The organism is Acinetobacter sp. YH12045 (assembly GCF_013419925.1).
Classification (GTDB): Bacteria; Pseudomonadota; Gammaproteobacteria; order Pseudomonadales; family Moraxellaceae; genus Acinetobacter; species Acinetobacter amyesii.
In genome coordinates this window covers 38,218-61,894 of record NZ_VOZE01000014.1, presented here as the reverse complement: position 1 = coordinate 61,894, position 23,677 = coordinate 38,218, and the positions used below count along the sequence as shown (strand labels likewise).

At 40.0% G+C, this 23,677-nt stretch carries 23 protein-coding genes and 2 pseudogenes; 4 read left to right on the top strand and 21 right to left on the bottom strand.

Annotation, left to right across the window (positions count from 1 at the left end; genetic code table 11):
• The 4 genes and pseudogenes from FTU02_RS16535 to sbmA form a co-directional block, all read right to left on the bottom strand.
• Positions 1-252 (bottom strand): annotated as a pseudogene (locus FTU02_RS16535) (hypothetical protein); the annotation flags it as partial.
• Positions 253-276: 24 nt separating this feature from the next.
• Positions 277-531: pseudogene (locus FTU02_RS16530) on the bottom strand (hypothetical protein); the annotation flags it as partial.
• 30 nt (positions 532-561) lie between these two features.
• Positions 562-990 (bottom strand): BapA prefix-like domain-containing protein, encoded by a 429-nt coding sequence (locus FTU02_RS14135; protein ID WP_180157696.1) that lies wholly within the window; start codon positions 988-990, stop codon positions 562-564.
• 500 nt (positions 991-1,490) lie between these two features.
• Complete coding sequence (gene sbmA, locus FTU02_RS14130) at positions 1,491-2,687, bottom strand: peptide antibiotic transporter SbmA (protein WP_180157694.1); 1,197 nt, start codon at positions 2,685-2,687, stop codon at positions 1,491-1,493.
• Between the two features lie 459 nt (positions 2,688-3,146).
• Between sbmA and FTU02_RS14125 the strand changes: the two genes are divergently transcribed.
• On the top strand, positions 3,147-3,341 hold the full coding sequence (locus FTU02_RS14125) for a hypothetical protein (RefSeq protein ID WP_078193067.1): 195 nt from the start codon (positions 3,147-3,149) through the stop codon (positions 3,339-3,341).
• A gap of 276 nt (positions 3,342-3,617) precedes the next feature.
• Here the strand turns inward: FTU02_RS14125 and FTU02_RS14120 are convergent, their stop codons facing one another.
• From FTU02_RS14120 to FTU02_RS14065, 13 genes are all read right to left on the bottom strand, one after another.
• On the bottom strand, positions 3,618-4,670 hold the full coding sequence (locus FTU02_RS14120; protein ID WP_078193068.1) for an AbrB family transcriptional regulator: 1,053 nt from the start codon (positions 4,668-4,670) through the stop codon (positions 3,618-3,620).
• Positions 4,671-4,716: 46 nt separating this feature from the next.
• Positions 4,717-6,216, bottom strand: coding sequence for a tripartite tricarboxylate transporter permease (locus FTU02_RS14115; protein ID WP_180157692.1), 1,500 nt, complete (start codon positions 6,214-6,216; stop codon positions 4,717-4,719).
• A gap of 13 nt (positions 6,217-6,229) precedes the next feature.
• On the bottom strand, positions 6,230-6,676 hold the full coding sequence (locus tag FTU02_RS14110) for a tripartite tricarboxylate transporter TctB family protein (RefSeq protein WP_180102382.1): 447 nt from the start codon (positions 6,674-6,676) through the stop codon (positions 6,230-6,232).
• Between the two features lie 54 nt (positions 6,677-6,730).
• Complete coding sequence (locus FTU02_RS14105) at positions 6,731-7,786, bottom strand: tripartite tricarboxylate transporter substrate binding protein (RefSeq protein WP_180157690.1); 1,056 nt, start codon at positions 7,784-7,786, stop codon at positions 6,731-6,733.
• Positions 7,787-7,821: 35 nt separating this feature from the next.
• The gene (gene tcuB / locus FTU02_RS14100) at positions 7,822-8,973 is read right to left on the bottom strand and encodes a tricarballylate utilization 4Fe-4S protein TcuB (RefSeq protein WP_180157688.1); all 1,152 of its coding nucleotides are present in this window, start codon (positions 8,971-8,973) and stop codon (positions 7,822-7,824) included.
• Between the two features lie 3 nt (positions 8,974-8,976).
• The gene (tcuA, locus tag FTU02_RS14095) at positions 8,977-10,371 is read right to left on the bottom strand and encodes an FAD-dependent tricarballylate dehydrogenase TcuA (RefSeq protein WP_180024033.1); all 1,395 of its coding nucleotides are present in this window, start codon (positions 10,369-10,371) and stop codon (positions 8,977-8,979) included.
• A gap of 99 nt (positions 10,372-10,470) precedes the next feature.
• A complete protein-coding gene (locus tag FTU02_RS14090; protein WP_180157686.1) occupies positions 10,471-11,403 on the bottom strand; it encodes a LysR family transcriptional regulator in 933 nt (310 codons plus the stop codon).
• Positions 11,404-11,748: 345 nt separating this feature from the next.
• Positions 11,749-12,753 (bottom strand): cytochrome d ubiquinol oxidase subunit II, encoded by a 1,005-nt coding sequence (cydB, locus tag FTU02_RS14085; RefSeq protein WP_078193076.1) that lies wholly within the window; start codon positions 12,751-12,753, stop codon positions 11,749-11,751.
• Positions 12,746-14,176, bottom strand: coding sequence for a cytochrome ubiquinol oxidase subunit I (locus FTU02_RS14080; RefSeq protein ID WP_180085258.1), 1,431 nt, complete (start codon positions 14,174-14,176; stop codon positions 12,746-12,748). Before FTU02_RS14080 ends, cydB begins: the two co-directional genes overlap by 8 nt.
• A 259-nt stretch (positions 14,177-14,435) precedes the next feature.
• Positions 14,436-14,849, bottom strand: coding sequence for a DUF2946 domain-containing protein (locus FTU02_RS16400; protein ID WP_078193302.1), 414 nt, complete (start codon positions 14,847-14,849; stop codon positions 14,436-14,438).
• Positions 14,850-15,056: 207 nt separating this feature from the next.
• On the bottom strand, positions 15,057-15,932 hold the full coding sequence (locus tag FTU02_RS14075; RefSeq protein ID WP_180157702.1) for an MBL fold metallo-hydrolase: 876 nt from the start codon (positions 15,930-15,932) through the stop codon (positions 15,057-15,059).
• Positions 15,932-16,348 carry a DUF6691 family protein gene (locus tag FTU02_RS14070; protein WP_180092321.1) on the bottom strand — a complete coding sequence of 139 codons (417 nt, stop codon included), beginning with the start codon at positions 16,346-16,348 and terminating at the stop codon, positions 15,932-15,934. Before FTU02_RS14070 ends, FTU02_RS14075 begins: the two co-directional genes overlap by 1 nt.
• Before the next feature lies 1 nt (position 16,349).
• Entirely contained in the window at positions 16,350-16,766 is a 417-nt protein-coding gene (locus FTU02_RS14065) for a YeeE/YedE family protein (RefSeq protein WP_180157684.1), read from the bottom strand.
• Between the two features lie 125 nt (positions 16,767-16,891).
• On the opposite strand from FTU02_RS14065, the gene FTU02_RS14060 reads away from it, so the two are divergent.
• Positions 16,892-17,203: a metalloregulator ArsR/SmtB family transcription factor gene (locus FTU02_RS14060; protein WP_180157682.1), complete on the top strand. Its 312-nt coding sequence runs from the start codon at positions 16,892-16,894 to the stop codon at positions 17,201-17,203.
• A gap of 40 nt (positions 17,204-17,243) precedes the next feature.
• Here FTU02_RS14060 and FTU02_RS14055 read toward each other — a convergent pair whose 3' ends face one another.
• The 4 genes from FTU02_RS14055 to dsbD form a co-directional block, all read right to left on the bottom strand.
• The gene (locus FTU02_RS14055; RefSeq protein ID WP_180157680.1) at positions 17,244-17,606 is read right to left on the bottom strand and encodes a YidH family protein; all 363 of its coding nucleotides are present in this window, start codon (positions 17,604-17,606) and stop codon (positions 17,244-17,246) included.
• A gap of 88 nt (positions 17,607-17,694) precedes the next feature.
• Positions 17,695-18,447 carry a thiol:disulfide interchange protein DsbG gene (dsbG, locus tag FTU02_RS14050; RefSeq protein WP_180157678.1) on the bottom strand — a complete coding sequence of 251 codons (753 nt, stop codon included), beginning with the start codon at positions 18,445-18,447 and terminating at the stop codon, positions 17,695-17,697.
• A gap of 21 nt (positions 18,448-18,468) precedes the next feature.
• Positions 18,469-19,311, bottom strand: coding sequence for a TlpA disulfide reductase family protein (locus FTU02_RS14045; protein ID WP_180157676.1), 843 nt, complete (start codon positions 19,309-19,311; stop codon positions 18,469-18,471).
• On the bottom strand, positions 19,308-21,233 hold the full coding sequence (gene dsbD / locus FTU02_RS14040; protein ID WP_257232789.1) for a protein-disulfide reductase DsbD: 1,926 nt from the start codon (positions 21,231-21,233) through the stop codon (positions 19,308-19,310). The genes FTU02_RS14045 and dsbD overlap by 4 nt, the downstream gene beginning before the upstream one ends.
• A gap of 166 nt (positions 21,234-21,399) precedes the next feature.
• On the opposite strand from dsbD, the gene FTU02_RS14035 reads away from it, so the two are divergent.
• Both FTU02_RS14035 and FTU02_RS14030 read left to right on the top strand, forming a co-directional pair.
• Positions 21,400-22,089, top strand: coding sequence for a response regulator transcription factor (locus tag FTU02_RS14035; RefSeq protein ID WP_180157672.1), 690 nt, complete (start codon positions 21,400-21,402; stop codon positions 22,087-22,089).
• Positions 22,068-23,429, top strand: a complete 1,362-nt coding sequence (locus FTU02_RS14030) for an ATP-binding protein (protein ID WP_180157671.1) — start codon at positions 22,068-22,070, stop codon at positions 23,427-23,429. Before FTU02_RS14035 ends, FTU02_RS14030 begins: the two co-directional genes overlap by 22 nt.
• Positions 23,430-23,677 lie beyond the last annotated feature (248 nt).

Here is a 23,677-nt window from a genome sequence, read left to right as displayed (position 1 = left end):
CGCATCAATACGGTCTTGGAAGCCATCTTTGGCATCTTGTACGGCTGCAGGTGCCGACGGTAAGGCATCGACCGCATCTTGCGCTGCGTCTTTGGCGTCTTGTGCCGCTTGGAGGGCTTCTTCAAGTTCAGCTTTTTCGGTTGGGGTGATTAAGCCGTTTGCATTGGCTTCTTCTAATGCATCTTCTGCTGCTTGGTACGCATCTTCCGCTGCTTTCACTGCTGCTTCTGCATCGGCAATTTGCGCATCCACCGCATCATCAATGCCATTACCATCTGCATCGGTCACAGGTGGAATCACGATATCCGTTAAGTTATCGAGACGATCTTGTAAGTTGTCTTTTTCAGTACTGTCTTTTAATGCGTCAACAGCTTTCTGAGCAGCATCTTCAGCAGCTTTGGCATCGGCAAGTGCTTGCTCAAGCTTGGTCTTTTCTTCAGGGGTAATTAATCCATCCGCTTGTGCATCGGTCAAAGCATCCTTTGCGGCTTTATTTGCATCTTCTGCTGCTTTTACCGCTTTTTCTGCCGCATCGAGTGCTTGATTTGAGTTGCCCGAACCCTATGAACTATCTGAATCATTATTTGCCCAAGCTAAAATGCCTCCAGCAGTAACTAAAGGAACTAACCACGTCCATAAACCAACTGTTGAATCTGAATAGAGTAAAGGGTTAATTTCATCGATCGGATTATAGTTAATTTCAAATAATCCAGCTTGATTTGGATTTGTTTCTAATAGATATAATTTATCATCTTCTTCTAGTACAACATTGTTTTCATTTGGATTATCTGTAAAGTAATTCTCAATTATTAGTTGCTGTCCGTCTTTCATTTTTATAATTAAAGTATTTCCACTTCTCTCCATACTTAAAACATTTTCTTTTGAAGTATGTATAACAACAACAGAAGCCTCCTTTAATAAAATATTACTCGTTTGTATGTTTTCTAAAACAGAATGATGTTCTTTTGATACAACTTGGACTTGTAACATGACAATTACCCTCTGGTTTATTTATATATTTATGATTTAAAAAATTTTTTTAACCACAAGCTTTATCTTATTAATCAAAAGGCATGTGAATGGACACATAACAGTTCAGCAAAGTTAAAAAAAATATTAAAGTTTTTTTCTTTATCGCATTGTTAAGATGCTTCACGCCAAACAGAAAGAATGAATTTGCACACAAATACACACCAATACCCAAAATATGTGATTTTGTTTGCATTTCAAATGTAAAAAAAAGCAAATAAAATGTGATAAAATTCAACAAAAATGTAATTTTTATAAATTAATCATCGATATGGATACAATATACATACGTAAAATTACCAAAATTACATAATAAGTATTTTTATTTACATTTTTTTTATAAAATCATGAAATAAGATCTAACCTCTTCAATTTATTGATTTTATTTATTTGTAATTCTCATTAATTAAAACCATAAAAAAAACCTGTAATTAATTACAGGTCATTTTTAAGATTAAAAATTAATTATTAATTGTTTTTTCAAATGCTTTTAAACGTTTGTAAATAGAAATCAGTTCAATAATGGTTGTCCACGAGGAAATCAAGTATTGGAAAGAATCACGTACACGTCCAAAGACATTTAAAATTTGCATTAATATACCGAGCGTGATTGTTCCCGCTGCAATACTTGGAAACAATACAAAGTACCCATAAATATTATCAAGCTGCATATACCAAATACGAACTAGGTTGAAATAAGCATAGTGAAAATACAGTCTAAAATAATTAAATCGGACTTTACCAAATAATTCTTTTAATGTGAGAGGGTCTGCTCGATCTGCATAATCTTCACCATAAACTAATTCTTTACGATATGCTGCTTCGACTTTTTGATTATTAAACTCCAAACCCGGTAGTTTATAACCCACAAGCATTAAAATAACCGTCCCTAATACTGCCCAAAGGACTGCCGCCCAAACTAATGCATAGGTGATTTCCCCCACGACAGGTAATTTCTTTACATGTGTTGACAAAGTTAACAGCACAGGGAGAAATGCAATTAAGGTCATCACCGATTCAACCAAGCTAACCCCAAGTCCTTCTGTGGTTCTCGCAAAACGCATCGTATCTTCTTGAATACGCTGTGAGGCACCTTCGATGGTTCTCAGTTTTTCCCAATGTGCAGTATAAAAGTCATTCATTGCGGTACGCCAACGAAAAACATAATGACTAACGAAAAACAGGTTCAATACCGCCAGTGTGACATATACCATGGCCACATAGAGAAAAGTCAGCGTCTCTGAATATAGCGTCGCCACTTCGCCCCCACCACCTGAAAGCATCTTCTGGATCAGATCATAGAATGGGTTATACCAAGCATTGATTACGACATTACATTCCACACTAAACCAAACATTAAACAGGATAAATGCGGTTCCCCACACAGACCATCGTTGCCAAGGATTATCTGATTTAATCTTCCAAAAGGCTGCAAAGAGTGCCATTGCTACAAAAAACCAAGCATAGAACCATAAAAATTTGGGACTCCAAAATCGGCTAATACCAATAGGCAGCTCTGCTTGATGATAATTTGCAGCTAAACCAAACATCGTACCCCAACTATTGCCACCGCTATACCACAAGACAATATTGATGACGAACCATATAAGGAATGATCCAAAAAACCATTTTGGATTTGGAAAAAAAGATTTAAACATTGGTCCTACATTTCCCTGAATCTTTGTTTTTAGTTTGAGTTGCTGATGATAAGTTTTATTTCATTAATTTTCTTGTTCAGATTGAATATTTAACGCTGTTTAATCTGAAATTTAACAATCAAATACAAGACGACACATCATTCTGTTAGCTTAAGCATGAAAATTGAAATTCACCTTAAATTCATTATTGATCATGCACTTTCGATGATCTGGTCATTGTTTGTGGAACAAAAAACACACCTTAGGACATATAATTACAGTTAAAAAGTTTGTCATATTTTAAAATTATTTTTGATATCAATAGATTAAAAAACCTTAATTTATTTAACCATTATTTAAACTTAAGTTATGGAAAATTCTAAAATATTTTCTGCGATGTAGCTCACGTCATTTACAAAACCTGTTTCTTCACCAATAATATGCTAAGTTCAATTAACAACCGATGCTTGGGGAAGTAAAATGGAAAGTGCAATTGTTGAATTACTCAAACCAATTACATTAAATAAAGAAAATTGCAGTCCTTTGGTTTTTGAAACTGGTACCGTTTTAAAAGTGATTATGCAAACGCCAGAAGGCCTTTTGGTAAGTAATGATGACAAATTTAACTTTATGATTTCATTCAAAGATAAGAATGATGTTTGGCGCGAAATTTAATTTTGACGTTAAATCTTCGAATTTTGCATAATAATGAAATTTAAAATTTACTGCTCTAAAACGGCATTAAAATAATAAGGGACTGACGAAAGCAGTCCTGAATCAAATTGATCTCACTTACTCATCTTCACTTTCAAACCATCATTTAAGACCGCTTTCTCAACTATCTTTCATTAATCTCATTTTTTTCTAACTTCTACTCCACTTTATTTCAAATGCAATTTATAGAAAGTATTCTATTTAATTCATCTGAATCAAAGATTGAATTGGGGATAATTAAGGCTTATCTGTTGTTTTAAAAAATATTTTTTTGCTCAATTGATAAAAATAATTGGTCGTCAATATCACAAAAATCAGCCGTGATAGTTGAAACGCAACCACGATAGGCACAGCTAATCCAAGAGCTTTTGCCATTAAAGACATTTCTGCAATGCCGCCGGGAGATAAGCCTAAAACTAAAATTTTTCCATTGGCGTGACTGATATACACCAAGAACAATGCAAACAGGATGGATAATCCTAATGCCAACAAATTTAAAATGGTCGTGATGGCGATGAATTTTTTATGGCTTTTTAAAAAGCCAAAAGGAAACTTTGTGCCTAATGACCAACCTATACATATTTGTCCAAAGGCCGTAAACCACGTCGGGAATTTTAATTCCAATGCTCCGAAAAATGAAAGAAATCCCACCATAACTAATGGTCCGAGAACCCACGCATTTAATACATTGAATTTTTGAAATATTTTCGCTATCAAACAGGCCAAAGCAAATAAAAGAAGAATTTGGACAATTCCAAAGTGATCAATGATGTGTGGGTCTAGACTCACCCAATGAATATCAAATAATGCTGCTAAAACGATTGGTACAAGCACCACAAGTGCCACAATTCTTAAACTATGTGCAGCAACGACTTTATCTACTTGCGCATGGTGATGTTCTGCGATATTCACCATTTCACTGGCACTGCCGATTGCAGAAGAAAACCACGCCGTTGCCCAATCTAAACCATTGATACGATATTGTAATCCTGCGATAAGTGTTCCCAAAATCAATGACCATAAGATGCCGAGTACGATAAATATCCAATAGGCAGAAATAGCATGGACTAGCGCTGGGGTAAAATATAGTCCCAAAACCATACCAATAATGACTTGTCCCACTTTACGCCAATGCGGTGAACATGTGAGTGGTTGGCCTATACAACCAAACAATAAAGCCGCGAGTAATGGCCCGAGCAACCACGGTAAAGGGAGATGAAGTAAATTTGCGATGAGCGCACCGATCAGTGCGCATACCAATCCTTTGGCATTTAATTTTATTATTTCCATATGATCTAACAGCAATGGTCAGACTCGCTGACCATTGCTTCTCCATTTAAGCTTTTTGCTTCTTAATGAATAGATATTTACGGACGATTGGCAAGATCAACAACAGTGCTGACATGACCCATAGTCCCATACTGATGTTACTGCTCCACAGAATACTGAGCTCACCTTGAGAAATGGAGAGTGCACGTCGTAGATTTGACTCCATCAATTCACCCAGTACAAAACCAAGAATCAGAGGTGCCAATGGAAAATCAAATTTTCGAAGGATATATCCAACAATACCGAGCCCCATACAAAGCACAAGATCGAAAACAGTGCTATGAATTGCAAATACCCCAACAAAGCTGACGGTTGCAATAATAGGAATCAAAATATAGCTTGGAATCGAAAGTAAACGCGCAAAGAAGCCAACTAAAGGTAAGTTCAATATCAATAAGATAATATTCCCCACCATTAAGGATGCAATCAATGCCCAAACCAATACAGGCTGCTCTGTAAATAATTGCGGACCTGGGGTAATGTTATACATGGTCAAAGCCCCCATCATGACCGCAGTTGTTCCAGAACCCGGCACACCTAAAGTCAACATTGGGACAAAAGAACCACATGCTGCCGCGTTATTAGCACTTTCTGGCGCGGCCAAACCACGTAGATCACCTTTACCAAATTTACTACTGTCACCCGCCATTTTCCGTTCAGTGGTATACGCCATGGCACTCGCCACACTAGCACCTGCGCCCGGTAAAATCCCTGAGAAAAACCCAATCAAAGATCCACGAATCATGGTGGCTAAGGCACTCAGAAACTCTTTAACATTAAATAATGAGCGTTTTCCTTGTTCTAAAACCACTTTGCCCATCGTGGTCCGTTCAAGCAGCAGTAAAATTTCACTGATACTAAATAAACCAATCACCACAGTTGTAAAGGCAATGCCGTCACTTAAACCCACACTATCAAATGTAAAACGATAAACACCAGTAATCGCATCCATACCCACGGTCGAAATTGCCAGACCGATCAGCGCCATGATTAACGTTTTAAATGGTTGCGTGCTGACTAAACCGGTCAAGCACACAATTGCAAAAACCATCAAGGCAAAGTATTCCGCTGGTCCAAAGGAAACCGCCCATCGTGCCAAAATCGGAGCAAATAAAACGATCCCAATAAAGGCAATCGTACTACCTATAAATGAGCTAACAGATGAAAGGGATAAAGCAATACCTGCCTTACCTTGCTGAGCCAAAGGATAACCATCTAAAGTGGTCATAATTGCACCCGCATCGCCCGGTACATTCAGCAAAATTGCGGAAATTCGTCCACCATATTCACAACCGAGATAAACAGCTGCCAATAAAATTAAGGCACTATCAACGGGTAATCCTAAGGCATAGGCAAAAGGTAATAAGATGGCAACACCATTGATTGGACCCAATCCCGGCAACAGTCCGACAATCGTTCCAATAAATGCACCAATAAAAGCAATGAGTAAGTTTTGTGGTTGTAAGGCAACTTCAAAACCTGTCATTAAGAAATTAAATATGTCCATGTCGTTGTCATCCCTAACCCAAGAAGCCTAGTGGCAATGGCACATCCAAAACACGGTCAAACAGATAATAGGTACTCATACTCAGCACCAAACCCGTAATAACAACTGGTACTGTTTTCCCGTTAAAAAGTTTCCCAACCGCGATGGTCATCAGTAGCGTTGCTGCGATAAATCCCAACCATTCGAAGCAAAGCGCATACAGTGACAATGCCAATGTACATAGAACAAGTTTGCCGATTAAATGCTTATTCCAACCTAGTTCAACAGGTTCAAACATCATGGCTGGGCGCACAGTCAAATAAATGGCACTCACTGTAATTAAACCCATCAGTAAAATTGGAAAGGCTTTCGGTCCTACAGGGTCGTAGGAAATAGGCGCTTCAAAATTGCATGCGTAAATTAATAAGAAAAAACCGCAGACCGCAATGATGGCCGTAAGAATCCGTTCAGATTTCATCATCTATCCTCGAAAACAAAAAACTGAGTTGAAAAGGCATTCAACTCAGCGTATTTGTTATTTTGATAATTTATATTCTTCTGATAATTGACGCATTTCAGCCGTTTGCTTATAGACATAAGCACTAATTTCTTCACCTGTTAATTCAAATGGCAACAGATCCTGATTTTCTCGAACGGCATCAAATTTTTGATTGGTCATCATTTTATCAAAGGCATTTTTCCACCATGCATATGCTTCATCACTGACCTTTGGCCCCATGTAGAAACCACGAATCACAGGCCATTCCAAGTCATAACCTTGTTCCTTCGCGGTTAATAAGTTAGAAAATTTACCCGCTAAACGTTTATCTGAAAACACTGCTAGAACGCGGATATTGCCCGCTTCGAGATGTGAGCCAATTTCACTCACATTCCCCACACCCACTTGAATATGTTGACCTAACAAGGCTGTTAATACTTCGCCACCGCCTTCGAGAGCTACAAAACTCATGTTGGCAGGATTTACCCCAGCCTTTTTAGCCAAAATTGCCGTTTGCATCCAATCTTGACCACCCACACTGCCAGCGCCACCAAAACTGATCCCTTTGGGATTTTCTTTTAGCGCCTTCATCAGATCATCCAGTGTTTTTAATGGCGAATCCTTATGCACTGCCACTAAACCGTAATCAATAGCTACACCCGAAAGCCACTTCACATCCTTTTCAGTAAAATTACCAAATTTACCTTGAGCCAAATTCAGTAAAGAACCAGTTGAAAATGCGATGACCGCATTGTTATTTGCTGGATCATTATTCACGATTTTATTGTAAGCAACGGCCCCAACGCCGCCTGGCATATAGGTCACACGCATGGGGTCTTTTAATACTTCTGTTTCTTTAAAGCCGGATTGGATCAGCTTACAGGTCATATCAAAACCACCACCCGGCTTTGCAGGTGCAATACATTCTGCACGTTTTGGATGACCAGGATCTTTTGAGGCATTGCCTGTGCCGCAGCCAACGACTGCAATACTGGTGCAAGCGACGGTTAACCATTTTAATTTCTTCATTGTTAAAATATCCTTATAACGTTGTAGTCCATTGAAAAATTCAATTTTCTTACCTATAGCCATCATCGACCTCCATGGTCCGGTTGTGGTTTGGGTGCTTACTTGGTTTTTGAATTCGTTTTAAGTTTTGCGACACGTTCTTCGACGGCGAATTTCAGTAATGCGGCACTTCGGTAAAAGCCGTGCGCAAACTTACCAAAAGGGATCGTCAAGAAGAAAGTCATAACGGTTGCAAGATGAACAATCAGCAAGAGAGCCATTGCGGAACTATCGCGAAATGCCAATAACGCCAGACCTGTAATGCTGATCAGCAATAACAGGAAGATAAAACCACGGTCCATTGGTTTTTGTTTTGCATCCCCATGCATCGGATGTCGTTTAATATTGAGATGTAGCAGCCCGATCGGTCCAATGATCAGACCAATACCGCCCAATGTACCTAAAATCACCGGTAAACTGGTGTAGGCATACGGTGCTTCTAAGCCTAAAAAGTAGTGATACATCGTCGCGACACTGGTTGCCATAAAGCAAAGTAAAAATCCATACATCGTGAAGTGATGGAAAACTCGGCGGATTTGCGTATAACGATCATCTTCTTCATTACAGCCTTTACCATGTCCACCATCTAAATATTTTAAGGTCAGGACATTTTTTGACGCTTGTAAGATATCTGGTTGAGCAACGCCTTCTGGAATAATTTTTGAAGTTTGTTTCCAAAATTTTGCTATTCCCAAGCCCAAAAGCATAAAAGCTAAGATAAATACAGAGCCAAATAACACGGCAAGAAAGTTATGCGGAAAAATTGCATAAAAATTCCCTTGATATTGACCAAAGATATTGGTGCCATTGAGCCAAACACCCAAGAGCATCAGTAATGCAAAAAATACCGACATCGCAGAAACTAGCGGAATTCCGGTCTTTTTATAAATCGCGCCAAAAGATGCAGGAACTGCAAATTCTTGATAGGTTTCTAGGCGGACTTGTGCCATGGCTTGAGGAATATTGACGCCAAATTCATGCGGAGGCGCATACTGACAGGCATGTAAACATGCGCCACAGTTGTGACATAAATTTGCCATGTAATGAATATCGGCTTGAGTAAACTCTAGTCTTTTGGTCATTGCAGGGAAAACCGCACAGAATGTTTCGCAGTAACGACATGCATTACAAATCTGTAAAGCCTGTTTTACTTGCTGTTCATGATCCGAGAGCTGCACAACTGGTATTAAGTTTTTAACATTTGCATTCATTCTTTAAACTCCCAGTTTAAATGCAGCTTGAGCCGCATTTTTTCCTGCAATCCGACCAAATGTCGTTCCAATCGACATACCTACACCGGCTGTGTAGCCTTGCCCAAGTACATTGCCTGCCATCATTTCGCCTGCAACAAATAGATTTGGACTTGCGACATTTTCAAAGCGCACAGCGGCATCATCTTCGACTTTTAAGCCTAGATAGGTGAAAGTAATGCCTGGACGTAAAGCGTAGGCATAATATGGCGGTTGGTTTAAAGGAACAGCCCAATGTGTTTTTGCGGGCGTTAAATTCTCAGTATGGCAATTATCCAGTACAGTGTGATTAAACTCACCCGCCACACAGGCTTGGTTATAGTCCTTCACGGTTTGAACTAAAGTTGCAACATCTAGATTTAATTTTTCTGCCAATTCTTCGATCGTATCTGCCTTAGTACCTTCAAAAACAGGTGGCATAAAACGCCCAACCGATTTTGAATCAATAATTGAATACGCAATCTGACTTGGCTGTTTTGCAACTAAACGCCCCCAAATGGCATAACGTTTCGGCCAGAAATCTTCGCCTTCATCATAAAAACGTTGTGCATTTTTATTGACCACAATACCTAATGAAACACAGTCAATACGGGTGCAAATGCCACCATCGTACAACGGCGCGCGCGCATCAACTGCGACACAATGTGATTGAGATGGGTCACCAATAATGTCTGCCCCCTGATCAATCATAAACTTTAATAAATTGCCTTGATTAAAGCGTGTACCTCGGATAATGAAATGATCTGCAGGCCATTCGCCATTTTCATTTTGTCCCCACGCTTCTTTTAACCATTCGCGATTGGATTCAAATCCACCTGCAGCTAATACACATGAAGCGCCGTCAAAACGCGTGCCATCTTCAGCAATTGCAGCAATAAATGTCCCATCTTCAATAATCAGTTCATTGATTTTTGTGTTGTAGCGAATCTCGACCCCTAAATCTTTTGCACTTCTAAAATAGGCATTCACCAAAGCTTTACCACCGCCCATAAAAAATGCATTGGTCCGTGCTACATGTAAGGCACCTGATAACGGTGGTTGAAAATTTACCCCATGTTGACGCATCCAATTACGGCAAGTTGCCGTCGTGCGAATCACTAAACGCGCTAAATGCTCATTGGTTTTACCTGCAGTCACTTTGAGTAAGTCCTGCCAATATTCTTCTTCTGGGTAGGCATCGACTAATACATCTTGAGGTTCATCATGCATACAACGCAGGTTACGGGTATGTTGTGAATTTCCACCGCGCCATTCCTTTGGTGCTGCTTCTAGCAATAAAACTGAAGCCCCAGCCTCCCTTGCTGTCAATGCTGCACATAAAGCGGCATTCCCACCGCCAATTACAATTACATCATGCATTCGATGTCTTCCCTTTCGAATTTGATGTAATTTAAGACCAAAACTGCCTAGCGCTGTGATAGGCAACTTTTAAATAGGTGTTTAATAAAATTAAATAGGCTAAAAGTCTAATAGCTCTGCACTTGACCATAATCCTTTATTGATCAGCTGCTTAACACAAATTTTAATTGCTACTTTGGTGGCGATACTTGCAGGAGAAAGCTCTTCTTCAGCAATACTAATAAGATAATTAATTCGATCCAGCACTGGTTCGACTACTTTGAGTAAACAAATATCTGATTTGAGATAATCAAAATGTGCACTGACAGGTTGAATGGTCGCCATATTTAAGTTGCTGACACAGTTCATGAGTAAGTGTAAACCATCAACTTCATAATTTACGTCCAGCCCCTCAACCTTTTGATCTATGAATTTACGTAGACCATGTCGTTGGCTTGGTAGTACCAGAGGCAAACGATTCACATTTTCTAAATCAATTTTTCCATTTTCAATGCAGTGTTCAAAGCCATACTCTTTCAGTAAAGAACGATTTGCCATAAGAAACATTTGTTCTTTTAATAACGGTTGTACTGCCCAATTGGCATCGACATCTTGGGTAAAAATAATGGCAATGTCGAGCTGTCTTGAGTTGACTAAATTGGTTAAATTTCCCGAGAGACTTTCAACTAAATGAATTTTAATATCAGGATAACGCTCTGACATGAGCTGCATAAATGGTATGCCCAGAACTGACGCTATACTGGGTGAAAATCCAACACTCACATGACCTGTCAATCGTGAAGAATGCGCCGCCTCAATGGCATATTGCACATGACGTAGAGAAAGTTGAGCTTGCTTAAAAAATGCTAAACCCGCTGGCGTGGGCGTCACACCTGTTGAGTTTCGCTGTAATAAGCGTGTACAGAGTTCATCTTCAAGTTTGGCAATCTGTTGACTGAGTGCCGATGTGCCAACCTCAAGTTTTTGTGCAGCTTTGCCTAAACTTCCAGACTCTACAATGGTGATGAAATATTTGAGCTGTTTAAGTTCCACTCACGCTCCTTAAGATTTTTTCAATGCTTCATGTTAGTTTTAACAATATAGAAGCTAAAAAAACAGAAAAATCATTCAAAAGAAGTATTGAATATAAAAAAATATATTTTATGTATTTCGACACTTTAAATTGTCATATTCTACCTACTCAATTCACCTTTAGTCCCTCAAAAAAATCCACTATCTTACCCGGCAAGATAGTGGATTCAGATTTAAGGAATAGGTTCTAGTAAGCCCACTGCACCAGCAGTCTAAAGAACCCTGCGACAAGCGCCAAACTCAAGACACCACTAAGCCATAGCACAATAAACCAGCCTGCTTGATTCAGTTTCATGATGATTCTCCTTAATGATAGCCATCATCGCCGACACGAACTTTGTCACGGAACACCCAATACGACAGTGCGGTATAGAACAAAATAATCGGTATCAGCACCAATGCTCCAATCAAGGCGAACAATTGACTGCTTTGCGGTGCTGCTGCCTGCCAAATGGTGACGGATGGTGGGATGATATTTGGCCATAGACTGATTAAGAACCCTGTATATGCCAGCACAACTAAGACAAGTGTATAAATAAATGGCGCAAATTCCTGACGTCTTTTACAGGCACGTAAAGCCAATAATGTGAAGATCAATACTAAAATCGGCACAGGACTAAAATAGTACAGTTGCGGCAAGCTAAACCAACGATTTGCAATCTCTGCATGTACCAATGGGGTGTAAATACTCACTGCAGCAAAAATCACAAATAAGGCGATAATCAGTTTTGGCATGAGGCTAAACATATGATTTTGAACACGTGCATCCGTTTTAAAAATCAGCCAACCACAGCCCAAGGTGGCATACAGCACCACTACAGCAATCCCAGTAAAAATTGAAAATGGGGTCAGCCAATCCAATCCGCCACCACTATAAATACCATTGGTGGTTTCAATCCCTTGGATATAAGCACCTAAAATCATACCTTGGAAGAATGATGCTAAGATCGAGCCCCAAATAAACGCTTGATCCCATAAATGTTTAGTGCGGTTCGCTTTAAAACGAAACTCAAAGGCGACACCACGGAAAATCAGTGAGATGACCATTAAGATAATCGGCATATACAGCGCAGAAAGCACAGTCGAATACACCAATGGAAATGCCGCAAATAAGCCTGCACCACCTAAAACCATCCAAGTTTCATTGCCATCCCAAACTGGTGCAACGGTATTCATCATCACATCGCGTTCTTGGCGATCTTTTACTAAAGGAAAAAGGATACCAATCCCTAAATCAAAGCCATCGAGTACCACATAAATCAGCACACCTACAGCAATGATTACTACCCAAATTAAGGATAAATCAATCATGGTTTTTCTCCTGTGGTTGTACTTCAAGCGACTCATCAATCGTACTCATTGGACGATTTGATGCACGAATGACCTCACCATCGCTATGGGCTTGAGAATGAATGAACTGTGGTCCTTTAACCATCAATTTGAGCATGTAATAAATCCCAATACCAAATACGATGCAGTACACGATCACAAAGATTATTAAGGTTAAACCGACTTGTTCTGCCGATACTGGTGACAAGGCGTCTTTGGTACGCAGTACGCCATACACGACCCAAGGTTGACGACCGACTTCTGTGGTAAACCAACCAGCAAGCAGGGCAATAAAGCCTGAAGGTCCCATACATAAGGCAAATTTGTGTAGCCATTTTGACTCATAAAATTTCCCAGTTTTACGCAACCATGCACCCATCAGAGCAAGCAAAATCATCAAGACTCCCATACCGACCATAATGCGGAAGCTCCAAAATACTATGAGCGAGTTTGGTCGATCTTCAGGGGCAAAGTCTTTTAAGCCTTTCACCTCTCCCTCTAAGGTGTGCGTCATGATCAGACTACCGAGGTTCGGAATGCCAATTGCATACTTGGTTTCTTCCGCCTCCATATCAGGAATACCGAACAAATATAACGGCATGCCATGATCTTTATTAGTTTCCCAATGTCCTTCAATTGCAGCAAGTTTCGCAGGTTGATGTTCTAATGTATTTAGACCATGCATATCCCCCACAAATACCTGTAAAGGTGCAAGTGCGAGAATCATCCACATCGCCATAGAAAATGATTTTTTTACTAAGGCATCACGGCGACCTTTGAGTAAGTGCCATGCTGCAGTAGCAGCGACCAATAAGCCAGATACAAGGAATGCTGCTAGAGCCATATGCGCTAAGCGATAAGGGAATGATGGGTTAAAAACGATAGCAAACCAATCTTGCGGCACTATAATGCCATTTTCAAAGCTAAAGCCTTGTGGAGTTTGCATCCAGCTATTGGAAGATAAAATCCAAAACATGGAAATACAGGTGCCAATTGCCACCATCAGTGTGGCAAAGAAATGGGTTTTAGGACCCACTCTTCCCCACCCAAACAGCATAATGCCTAAGAAACCCGCTTCTAAGAAGAAGGCACTCAAGACCTCATAACTGAGTAAGGGGCCAGTGACACTACCCGCAATACGAGAGAATTCACTCCAGTTGGTGCCAAATTGGTAGCTCATGACTACCCCTGAAACCACTCCCATTCCGAAAGACAATGCAAACACCTTGATCCAAAATTGGAACAGATCTCGGTAAACGGGATCTTGTGTTTTAAGCCAACGCCATTCTAAGACCGCAAGAAAACTTGCTAGCCCAATGGAAATTGCAGGGAAAATAATATGAAAAGAAACTGTAAAAGCGAATTGAATTCGCGCCAATTCAAGTGCTGTCAAACCTAAATCCATGTCTATCACCTTATTGTGGAATTATGCGGTGAACCACAAACGGCCCATAATTTCGGGACTGCTTTAGGAAAGATAGATCAGTACGATGACGCAGACTGTTGTGAATCTGTTGGGATTTGATCAATTGTTTTAGCCTAATGATATAGGCGAACCGATTCTGTTCGCATCCACTAAACGGTGCAAAAATATAAAGTTTCATAAAATCACTCTTTAAATACCGAGGTAAATCAACAATTCAAATTGTTGGTCTGATTAGGATTTAAAGTGTGTGTGGAGGTGCCCTACCTTGTGGAAGTAAGTAAAGCCTTTGCAGTGAGAAATATACATGTCGGAAAGCATCTTTATAGAAACTTAGACGGACTTGAATCTTATCGATGATTTCAACTATCTCAAAATCAAAAGGTAGGACAACATCACCATAGACGGTACAGTATTGGCATTGATGGTTATGTCCATTGTGATCGTCGTGATTATGATCGTGGGTCAGATGATGAACAAGTTCGTTATACGTCTCATGTACGTGTTTGTGCTTTTCTGGGGACAGTAAATTATGTGTAATAGAGAGACATACCGGAGCAATTTGAAATTCTTCGGGTAATAGTGGTTGTAAATATACTGCGATTTGCAAAACTAAAGTTAAAATTGCAAAAAACAGTCCACTCTGTCTTAGCAACATATTCTCTCAACAGATGCCAACGAAAGCAAAAATACTTAAAAAAATCAGTGCTTCCTTGAAATCCGATCATACAAGTCAGCTTTATAGAATAAATATACCTAAAATACCAAGATCTTTAAAGTGAATATTCACTTTAAAGATATAAATATGAATTTTTAAGATAAAGACATAAATAAGTCTTTAATAATTTGAAATACAATATTTTTAGGTTTTAAAAAAATTAAGCGGTAACTTTAAATACGACACCCCATTTTCTTCAGGTTCAGGAAATTGACCCGCTTTCATATTGATTTGAATCGACGGCAAAATCAGTTTAGGCATACTTAATGTTGCATCCCGCTCATGACGCATCTGCACAAATTCAGATTTTGTAGTTCCCTCATGAATATGAATATTGTGCTCTTTTTGCGTTTGAATATCGGTTTGGCAGTGATATTCATCACGCGTTTTTGGCAAATAGTCATGGCATAAGAACACTCGGGTGGACACTGGCAATTGATACAGTTTTTGCACCGAATCAAATAAGGTATCTGCACTACCACGCGGAAAATCACAACGTGCTGTGCCATAATCTGGCATAAATAAAGTATCACCGACAAAAACTGCATCACCCACTACATAACTTAAACATGCAGGCGTATGACCTGGTGTCGGGATGTTATAGGCCTCTAGCTCACCAATATGAAAATGCTCATGATCATCAAATAAATAATCAAATGGTTGTTGAGCATTAAACTGCTTGATATCTAAATTATAAATGGCACTAAAGGTTTCTTGCACCAAGGCAATATGATGACTCATGGCAATTTTGCCACCGAGTACAGATTTTAAATACTGTGCTGCAGTCAAATGATCGGCATGCACATGGGTTTCCAAAATCCAATCTACTTTTAAATCTTGTACTTTGACATATGCAATGATTGCATCAGCATGGGTGGTCGAGGTGGTTGCCGAAGCCGCATCATAGTCCAAAACACTGTCAATGATAGCGCAGCGCTTGGTTACCGGATCACTCACCACATAACTAAATGTATTGGTCGCTTGATCAAAAAAATCCTGAACAATCGGTTGTTGCATAATTAAGCTCCTGACCATTTACGGTGAATCAACACGCCTGCAAGCATCGCCCCTATAAAATATAAAACTTGATAATGTCCTAAGCCAATTAAGGTGAAACTTGGCGCTGGGCAAATGCCGGCAATCCCCCATCCTGCACCAAATATTAAGGCACCGATAATAAGCTTTGAATCAATTTTATTGTTACTTGGTAAATCAATCTGCTCATTAAATACTGTGGTTGGTGCACTGCTACGTACCGCTTTTTGGAATGGAATAAATGCCACAGCAATTGCCCCCATCATTACAAAGGCAAGGCTTGCATCCCAATTACCAAATATGTCTAAAAAATCGATCACTTTTTGCGGATTAGACATGCCAGAGAACATCAAACCCACTGAAAAAAGCGAACCAAATACAAAAGCTAAAAAGTTTTTCATTTTAGAATGCTCCAATCAAGTGACGAACGACATATACAGCAATAAAGCCTGCAAACATAAAGGTCATAGTTGCAATGATGGAACGTTTAGATAATCGGCTGATCCCACAAATACCGTGACCACTGGTACAACCAGAACCTAAGCGGGTACCAAAACCCACCAGTAAACCAGCAATAATCATCATTAATGGGCTAGCAGACACGATAATCTCTGGTTGTACAAAAAGACCATAAATAAATGGCGTGATGATCAAGCCTGAAAGAAACCACAGTGCAGGCGTTTTAAAAATCGTCTGTGGATTCAGTACCTGCGCAATCAAGCCACTGATGCCTGCAATACGCCCATGGACATACAAATAACCCACCACTGCTATACCCAACAGAGCACCACCAAGAAACGCTGTCACAAAATCATGCATAGTTAACGCGCCATAAACAATATTTAAACTTATATTATATAACTTTATATATTAATCAAGTCATTTTATGTTATTATCTCGATATACTTTGCTCCTTTTGCTTTTTATGATTCGGGTTAGACGTTATGAATATCGCAATCGATAACTTAAAAATTGAATTTACGCAGGTTGATACCGTTTCCAATTGTTTGAAAGTGTTATCAAATCCTGACCGTTTAAAAATTTTATGTGTGTTGATCAATGGCGAATTAAATGTTCAGCAAATTGAGGAATGTACCGATATTCATCAGCCGACCCTATCGCAACAATTGACCGTTTTACGGAACAATAAAATTGTTTCGACACGTCGCGAAGGCAAACAAATTTTTTATCAAATGGCAGACCCTAAAGTGCTGGGTATTATGCAAACGCTGTATCAATTGTACTGTCAGGAATAAACATTCTTGTGCATGCTTTTGTATGGAGGCTCAGCCAAGTTTAGTAAATCCAAAATGAGATGATCAGTAAAAACCCAGTCAGCATGGTCAATAAATTCAGCCACACGGGATGTTGGCTCTGATAATCCGCAATAAATTCCTGTTCGGTTAATGAGCTCAATCCTCGACGATATTGCAAAATTGAGGCAAAGTTCACCAATAAACCAAACACAATCACGGCAATGCCCAGCCACTGTCCATAGATAATTTTGTGCTGATATTCCTCAGGGTGCAGTAGTTGTAGCAATACATTTGATTTTTCAATCACAAAACCAAAGGCTATCAGGGCTAAACCACTGCGGTTCCATGCCAATGCTGTACGTTCCAAAGCGAACAATACGCGTGGATCTTGTAAATTTGACATTGCGCCCCCTGATGTTTAAGTCGTTGACGTTGAGCTTAGCATGATCTTAGACGCGCTGTTGTGTTGGCTTGGTGAACATCCATTTTACTTATTTTTCAAAGATTTCTTTGAGATCACTCGGCATCCCTTGTGCGGACTTGAAGTTCCCCTTGCTGTCACGCCAAGCAATGGATGGTGTTGAGAAGAAACCATATTTGCCCATTAAGCTTTGGTTAAAATCAATTTTTTCTGCAATCTCTAAAGGAATATTTTCAGCTGGTTTAAGACGATTTTTGCCACGATTGACATTGATATCATGAAATACCGCTATTGGATTTTTTGACATGAGTAAAGTTGCTACCTGAGCACGACTTTCTTCACGAATAATGCCGACCTGAATATGACGTAATTGTACCTTAGCTGACTCTACCCAAGGACGTGCTTCTTGCCAAAATTTATGGCAATACGGGCAATTGGGATCTGAGAATACATAGACAATACGTGGCGCATCGGTTTTGCCATCTTGAATCCAGGTTGAATCTTCTAATGTTTTCCATACATCATCCAAAATGGCTTTTTTCATATGGGTTTCAATTTGGGTGTTTGAAAGATTATTGCCTTGGGCATCAAACAACTCACCTTTTATATAATATTTACCATCTTTAGAAATAAAAATGGTATTGGAATATTGATCTTCATGCCCTACCCAACCTGTTAAACCTTCGGGTGCAGGAATTTGTTTTACAAATTGAAAGCCTTCTTTTTCTAGTTGTTTTTTAATGGCATTCGGATTGGCACTGACACCACATGCTACCGTCAACAGTGTTCCGATGAATAAACTGGTTTTAAGTAAAGTATTCATGACGCATATCCTATGATCAATTTATGGATTCATTTTCTTTAAGTATTGTTGCAACATCGCTTGACTGAGTTCTCCTTGATGACGCGCAATCAACTGACCTTGTGCATTGAAAAATAAGGTAGTGGGTAAACCTAAACTGTTCACTGCTTGGGGCATTTCACCCTGCACATCTAGCAGAACGTGTTTAAAACTGAAGTGATGTTTTGTGAGATAAGCACGGACGGTATCGACCTCTTCCCCTTGATTGAGCATGACAAAATGCACCTCAGGATATTGATCCTGCGCACGCTGTAATACAGGCATTTCACGATGACACGGCGGACACCAACTCGCCCATAAATTTACAACCGTGGGCTGACCTTGAAATTGTTTTAGCGCAATGATTTCTGACAGATCTTGATGGGCAAGCTTCAGACTTGGAAAACTCAAATTTGGATAATGGCTATCTTGATGCATGATTTTTTGTACTGTCCATCCTGCCCCCATAAGCAGGACAAAGATCAGTAATAATGTGGCTTTTGCTTTGTTCGCAATGGCTGAATTTCGCCACCAAAACCATGCACATCCAATAATTATCCCGCCAATCAGATGAAACCCTTTGTCTTGAATTTTCAGCATATCAATGGGCGATACGAGATAAGATTCCAGATTTAATCCAATAAAGACTAGGCGTGCACCGAGTAATCCGATCCAAACACTACTCCAAATCGAATCTTGGAAACGCTGTTGGATTTCGGTTGACCACTGTGCTTCTTGCCCGACTTTTCGTCCAATCATGGCACTGACCAGCAAAGCCAACACCAAACACAACAGTCCCCATGGCAACATGAATGGTCCAAGATGCAGTGCTTCGCTTGAGATCATGGCGGTGTACCTCGGTTTAATCGGCTCAAGAGTTGCGCTGCACTAAAGGTACCCGTCAAACGTAGATTGCGCTGTTCTTGATGGTGTACATCTAAGAAAATCATGGTAGGTGGTCCTAAAATCTGCCAGTCTTTCAGCACAATATCTTGACTTGCTTCATATTCTGTTAAGTCGAGTTTGATTCGAGCAACAGCATCTAAAGCTGTTTGTACATCGGCACGAGGTAACACCTCTTTTTCAATCGGCTGACAAGCCACACACCAATCGGCATACACATCTATGAGCACTGCTTGTCCTTTGACTTGATTTAGTGCCTGTTCAAGCTCGGCTTGGGTACGTACTTTTTGCCATGCGACTAATGTGATGGCTTGTGTTGTACTCAGTTGTGACCATGCTTGCGTGATATACCATCCACCCGATATTGCGGTCGCTAAGCTCATAGCAATCAACAGCAGTTGCATCGGCATTTGCAAAATATGCGGACGTATCTTCCATAAAATGTAAACCGTGATACCGATGAATAAGAGTCCCATCAACATCAAATAAACCACACTCGGTAGTAAAGGACGCAGGAAATACACCGCCAACAACAGCATGACAAAACCGAAAGTGAATTTCAGACGATCCATCCACACGCCCGGTTTGGGTAAGTACTGCGTACCAAACACACAGGCAATCAACAATGGTAAGCCCACACCTAGACCTAGAATAAACAGGTAACTAGCCCCCATCCACGGTTCAGGTAATTGCGCAACAAACAGCAAAGCCCCTGCCAATGGCGCACTCATACAGGGTCCGACAATTAGCGCAGAGATCATGCCCATAATGAATGAGCCCCATAAGGTTCCACCTTTTTGTCGTTGTTGCCATTGATCTAAACGCTGTAATACACCTTGTGGTAAAGACAACTGGAATACGCCAAATAAATTCAGTGCAAACAGCACAAACATGACCGCAAATAACCCAATAAAGATGGGACTTTGTAACCAACGTTGGAAGTTATAGCCAAGTCCTGCCACAGCTAAACCCATCAAGGCATAAACCAATGCCATTCCGACCACAAAGACACCTGCAATCATGCCAGCACGATAGCCACGATGACGTTGTACCAAAATACTGGATAAGATCGGAATCAGTGGTAAGGAACATGGTAAGAATGCGAGCAATACACCTAAACCTAAAAAAATGATCAGATTCAGTGCAATATTGTCTGTTGAAAGTAAATAAAAGAAGTACTGGTCGTTGTTCCAATCGACCTGCTTCGTACGCTGTTCAGCATTCGTTGTAGTCACAGATTCAGAACTTGCCTGCATCATCAAGGCATCATCTAGCTCTGGCGCACTGGCTTCGCTAGGTTCTGTTAAAGCAGTCACTTCAGAAGAGGGACTTAAACCATTTTCATCCTCTTTGACTTCTGCTGTATTTGCTGGCGTTACAACGGTTACAGTTTCAGTGTTTTTCGCCTGTGGTTCTACAGGTACTGCAGTATTGGGTAATGACGACGATGTGACTGCATCTAATAATTTCTTTTGCGTTGTGCTTTGCTGACTCAGATTGCTTGCAGGGAGTAATCCATCTGCATCGGTTTGAATGGTGGTGCGCTGTACTGGATAACATAAGCCACTTTCGGCACAGCCTTGCCATTCAATTTTATAGCTTTGATTGGGTTGCATTGCGACAGTCGCTTGCACTTGCCCATAATGTACGTCGGTCATGCCGAAATTGGGGTCATCTTTTTGCTGTGGACGAGGCAGTTGCAGTGATAATGCTTTGCCATTTTCAATGACTTTAATCTGATCATGATACAGATAATAACCATCAGCAATACGCCACGTGAAGCTGGCTTGGTCTTGCGCTGTCGATACAGCCTGAAAAGCAAATGCTTGATCAGGGGGTAAAAAATCAGCGGATGCTGTTTGCATACTCAAAATGCTGAATATTCCACACAACCCTACTAACCCTATACGCATAGATGACTTTAATACCCGACATAAATCTATTTCAGTTGATTATGCAAAAGCATAAATTAAGGGAGCATTAACAAGATAAATCATTTATAAAATACAGGTAGGAAGTCAGGAAAACGCTATGTTTGTTGTTTTGGTTGAAGATGATCCATATATTGCCTCAAGTATTTGTGCCACATTGGATTTTTTAAATATTTCAGTAGAACATGTGAGTCATGCGCGTAATGCGGATTATTTTATCCGCCACAGTGCGGTCGATCTATGTTTACTTGATTTAGGCCTACCTGACCAAGATGGTTTAGACTTACTGCGATCATGGCGCAGAGATCAGATTCATGTCCCTGTTTTGGTTTTAACCGCACGGTTACAGACCCAACAATGTGTTGAGGCATTAAATGTCGGTGCCGATGACTATTTAACCAAGCCTTTTGAACTGGATGAACTAATTGCACGGGTTCATGCACTCACCCGACGTCACCGCGGTTTTTCATCGAATGTCATTCAATTTGACCACTTAAAGCTCAATAAAGACACTCAAGAAGTCCATTATCAAGATCAAATGATTCAGCTTTCACGACGTGAATACAGTTTGCTTGAAACCTTGATGAGCCATCCAAATCAAGTGCTCAAAAATGAAGTGCTGTTAGATAAGTTATACGGCTTCCAAGACAGTATCGAAAGTAATGCCTTGAATGTCCATATTTATCATTTACGGCAAAAATTGCATGCGGACTATATTCAGACTATTCGTGGTGTCGGTTATATGTTTAAAATTCCTGAGTCAATCCCATGCAAAAATCACACAGCTTAAAATGGCGCTTGGTCAGTAGTCTTTTGGCTGTGATGATCGGCTTATGGAGTGTGGTGTTTGTTTGGCTGTATATCGACTTACAAAAGCGTCTTCAGGAGACTCTAGATCAACGTCTACATGCCTCCGCACAAATGGTGGCACGGCTAATTCAACAATTACCAGTGCAAAGCTTGGATGAGTCTGCCTTAGCTCAACAACTTCATTCCACAGACCAAGAACCATTAATCGCGTGCGAAGTATCTTTATTTAGTTCTGACATCAGTGTAGGACAGCATGTGATTGCCAAAACACGCGGGGCACCGAAAGATTTAAGTCAACAAGCAGTTGGTTTTAGTACTTGGCAACAAGGTCAGACGCAATGGCGCAGTTATGTGTTACGCCGTGGTGAGATTCAAGTGGTGGCTGCAGAGCGTATGTTTTTGCGGGAGTCTTTGTTAAAACAAATTTTACAATCGGTCTTAATTCCGCTGATCTTGTCATTATTGTTGTGTATCGGCTTAATTGTTTTAATTGTTCGTCGAGAATTTAAAGCCTTGGATCTGGTTGTAAGCAATTTAAGTCAGTCAAATTTATCGCTCAATGAGGCAAGCCAATATCTCACAAGCTTAGATGCCAATACCATGCCCTCAGAGGTCTACCCTTTTGTGCAAAATGCGAATCGCTTAGTCCACAAACTGCATCAAAGTCTTGAAAATGAAAAAGTCTTTAGTGCATACGCTGCGCATGAATTACGGAGTCCTTTAACCGCAATTAAAACCAATGTGCAATTGGCACAACTGATAGCGAAAAAGGACGGCAATATGAAATTGCAATATAGCTTGGATCAAGCAAATCAAAGTGTCCGTCGCTATGCTGATTTACTTGAGCAATTACTGATGTTGTCGAATACTGATCAATCTATTGAACAGATCAAAGCAAGCATTCAGGTACAGCCCATTATTGCAAAAGTACTCGATGATTTAGCACTGATTTATCCTGAAGCAACAGCTAAAATTCAGGTCGATTGGCACAGTCTTGGTGATTTGGCATTACCTGAATTTGTCTTGTATTCTGTTCTTAAAAACCTGCTTGAAAATGCACTATTACATGCAAATGCTGATGTGATTAACGTGAGTATGCAGAAAAACACTTTACACATTCAAGATAACGGTCCACATTTAAATGCCGAAGATATTCGTTACTTAGGGCAACGTTTTTGGCGTAAATCGTCTCAGCAGAAAGGTCATGGACTGGGCTTATCTTTAGTCAAAATAATGCTGCAACAATATGCTTATGCCATCGAATTTGAACCGAATTTTCCTAAGGGATTAAAGATTACACTGTTGTCTCAAAAGAGTTGAATAAAGCAGATAATCATTTTTAGATCATGACTATTTATTCTTTGATTCTCAACGACCACTTTAAAAAATAGCTTGATATATTTGTAATAGACTGACTTGTAATACATTTATTTCAGTTCAATGGCAAGCTCTCTTGCTTTCTTTAAATTCCCCCTCAGGATATAGACAGAATGAATCAGAATTGCGTTCACCTTGAACGGTATAGCATACGTTTCTTTCTTTTTGTCCAATGGGTATGATTAATAGTG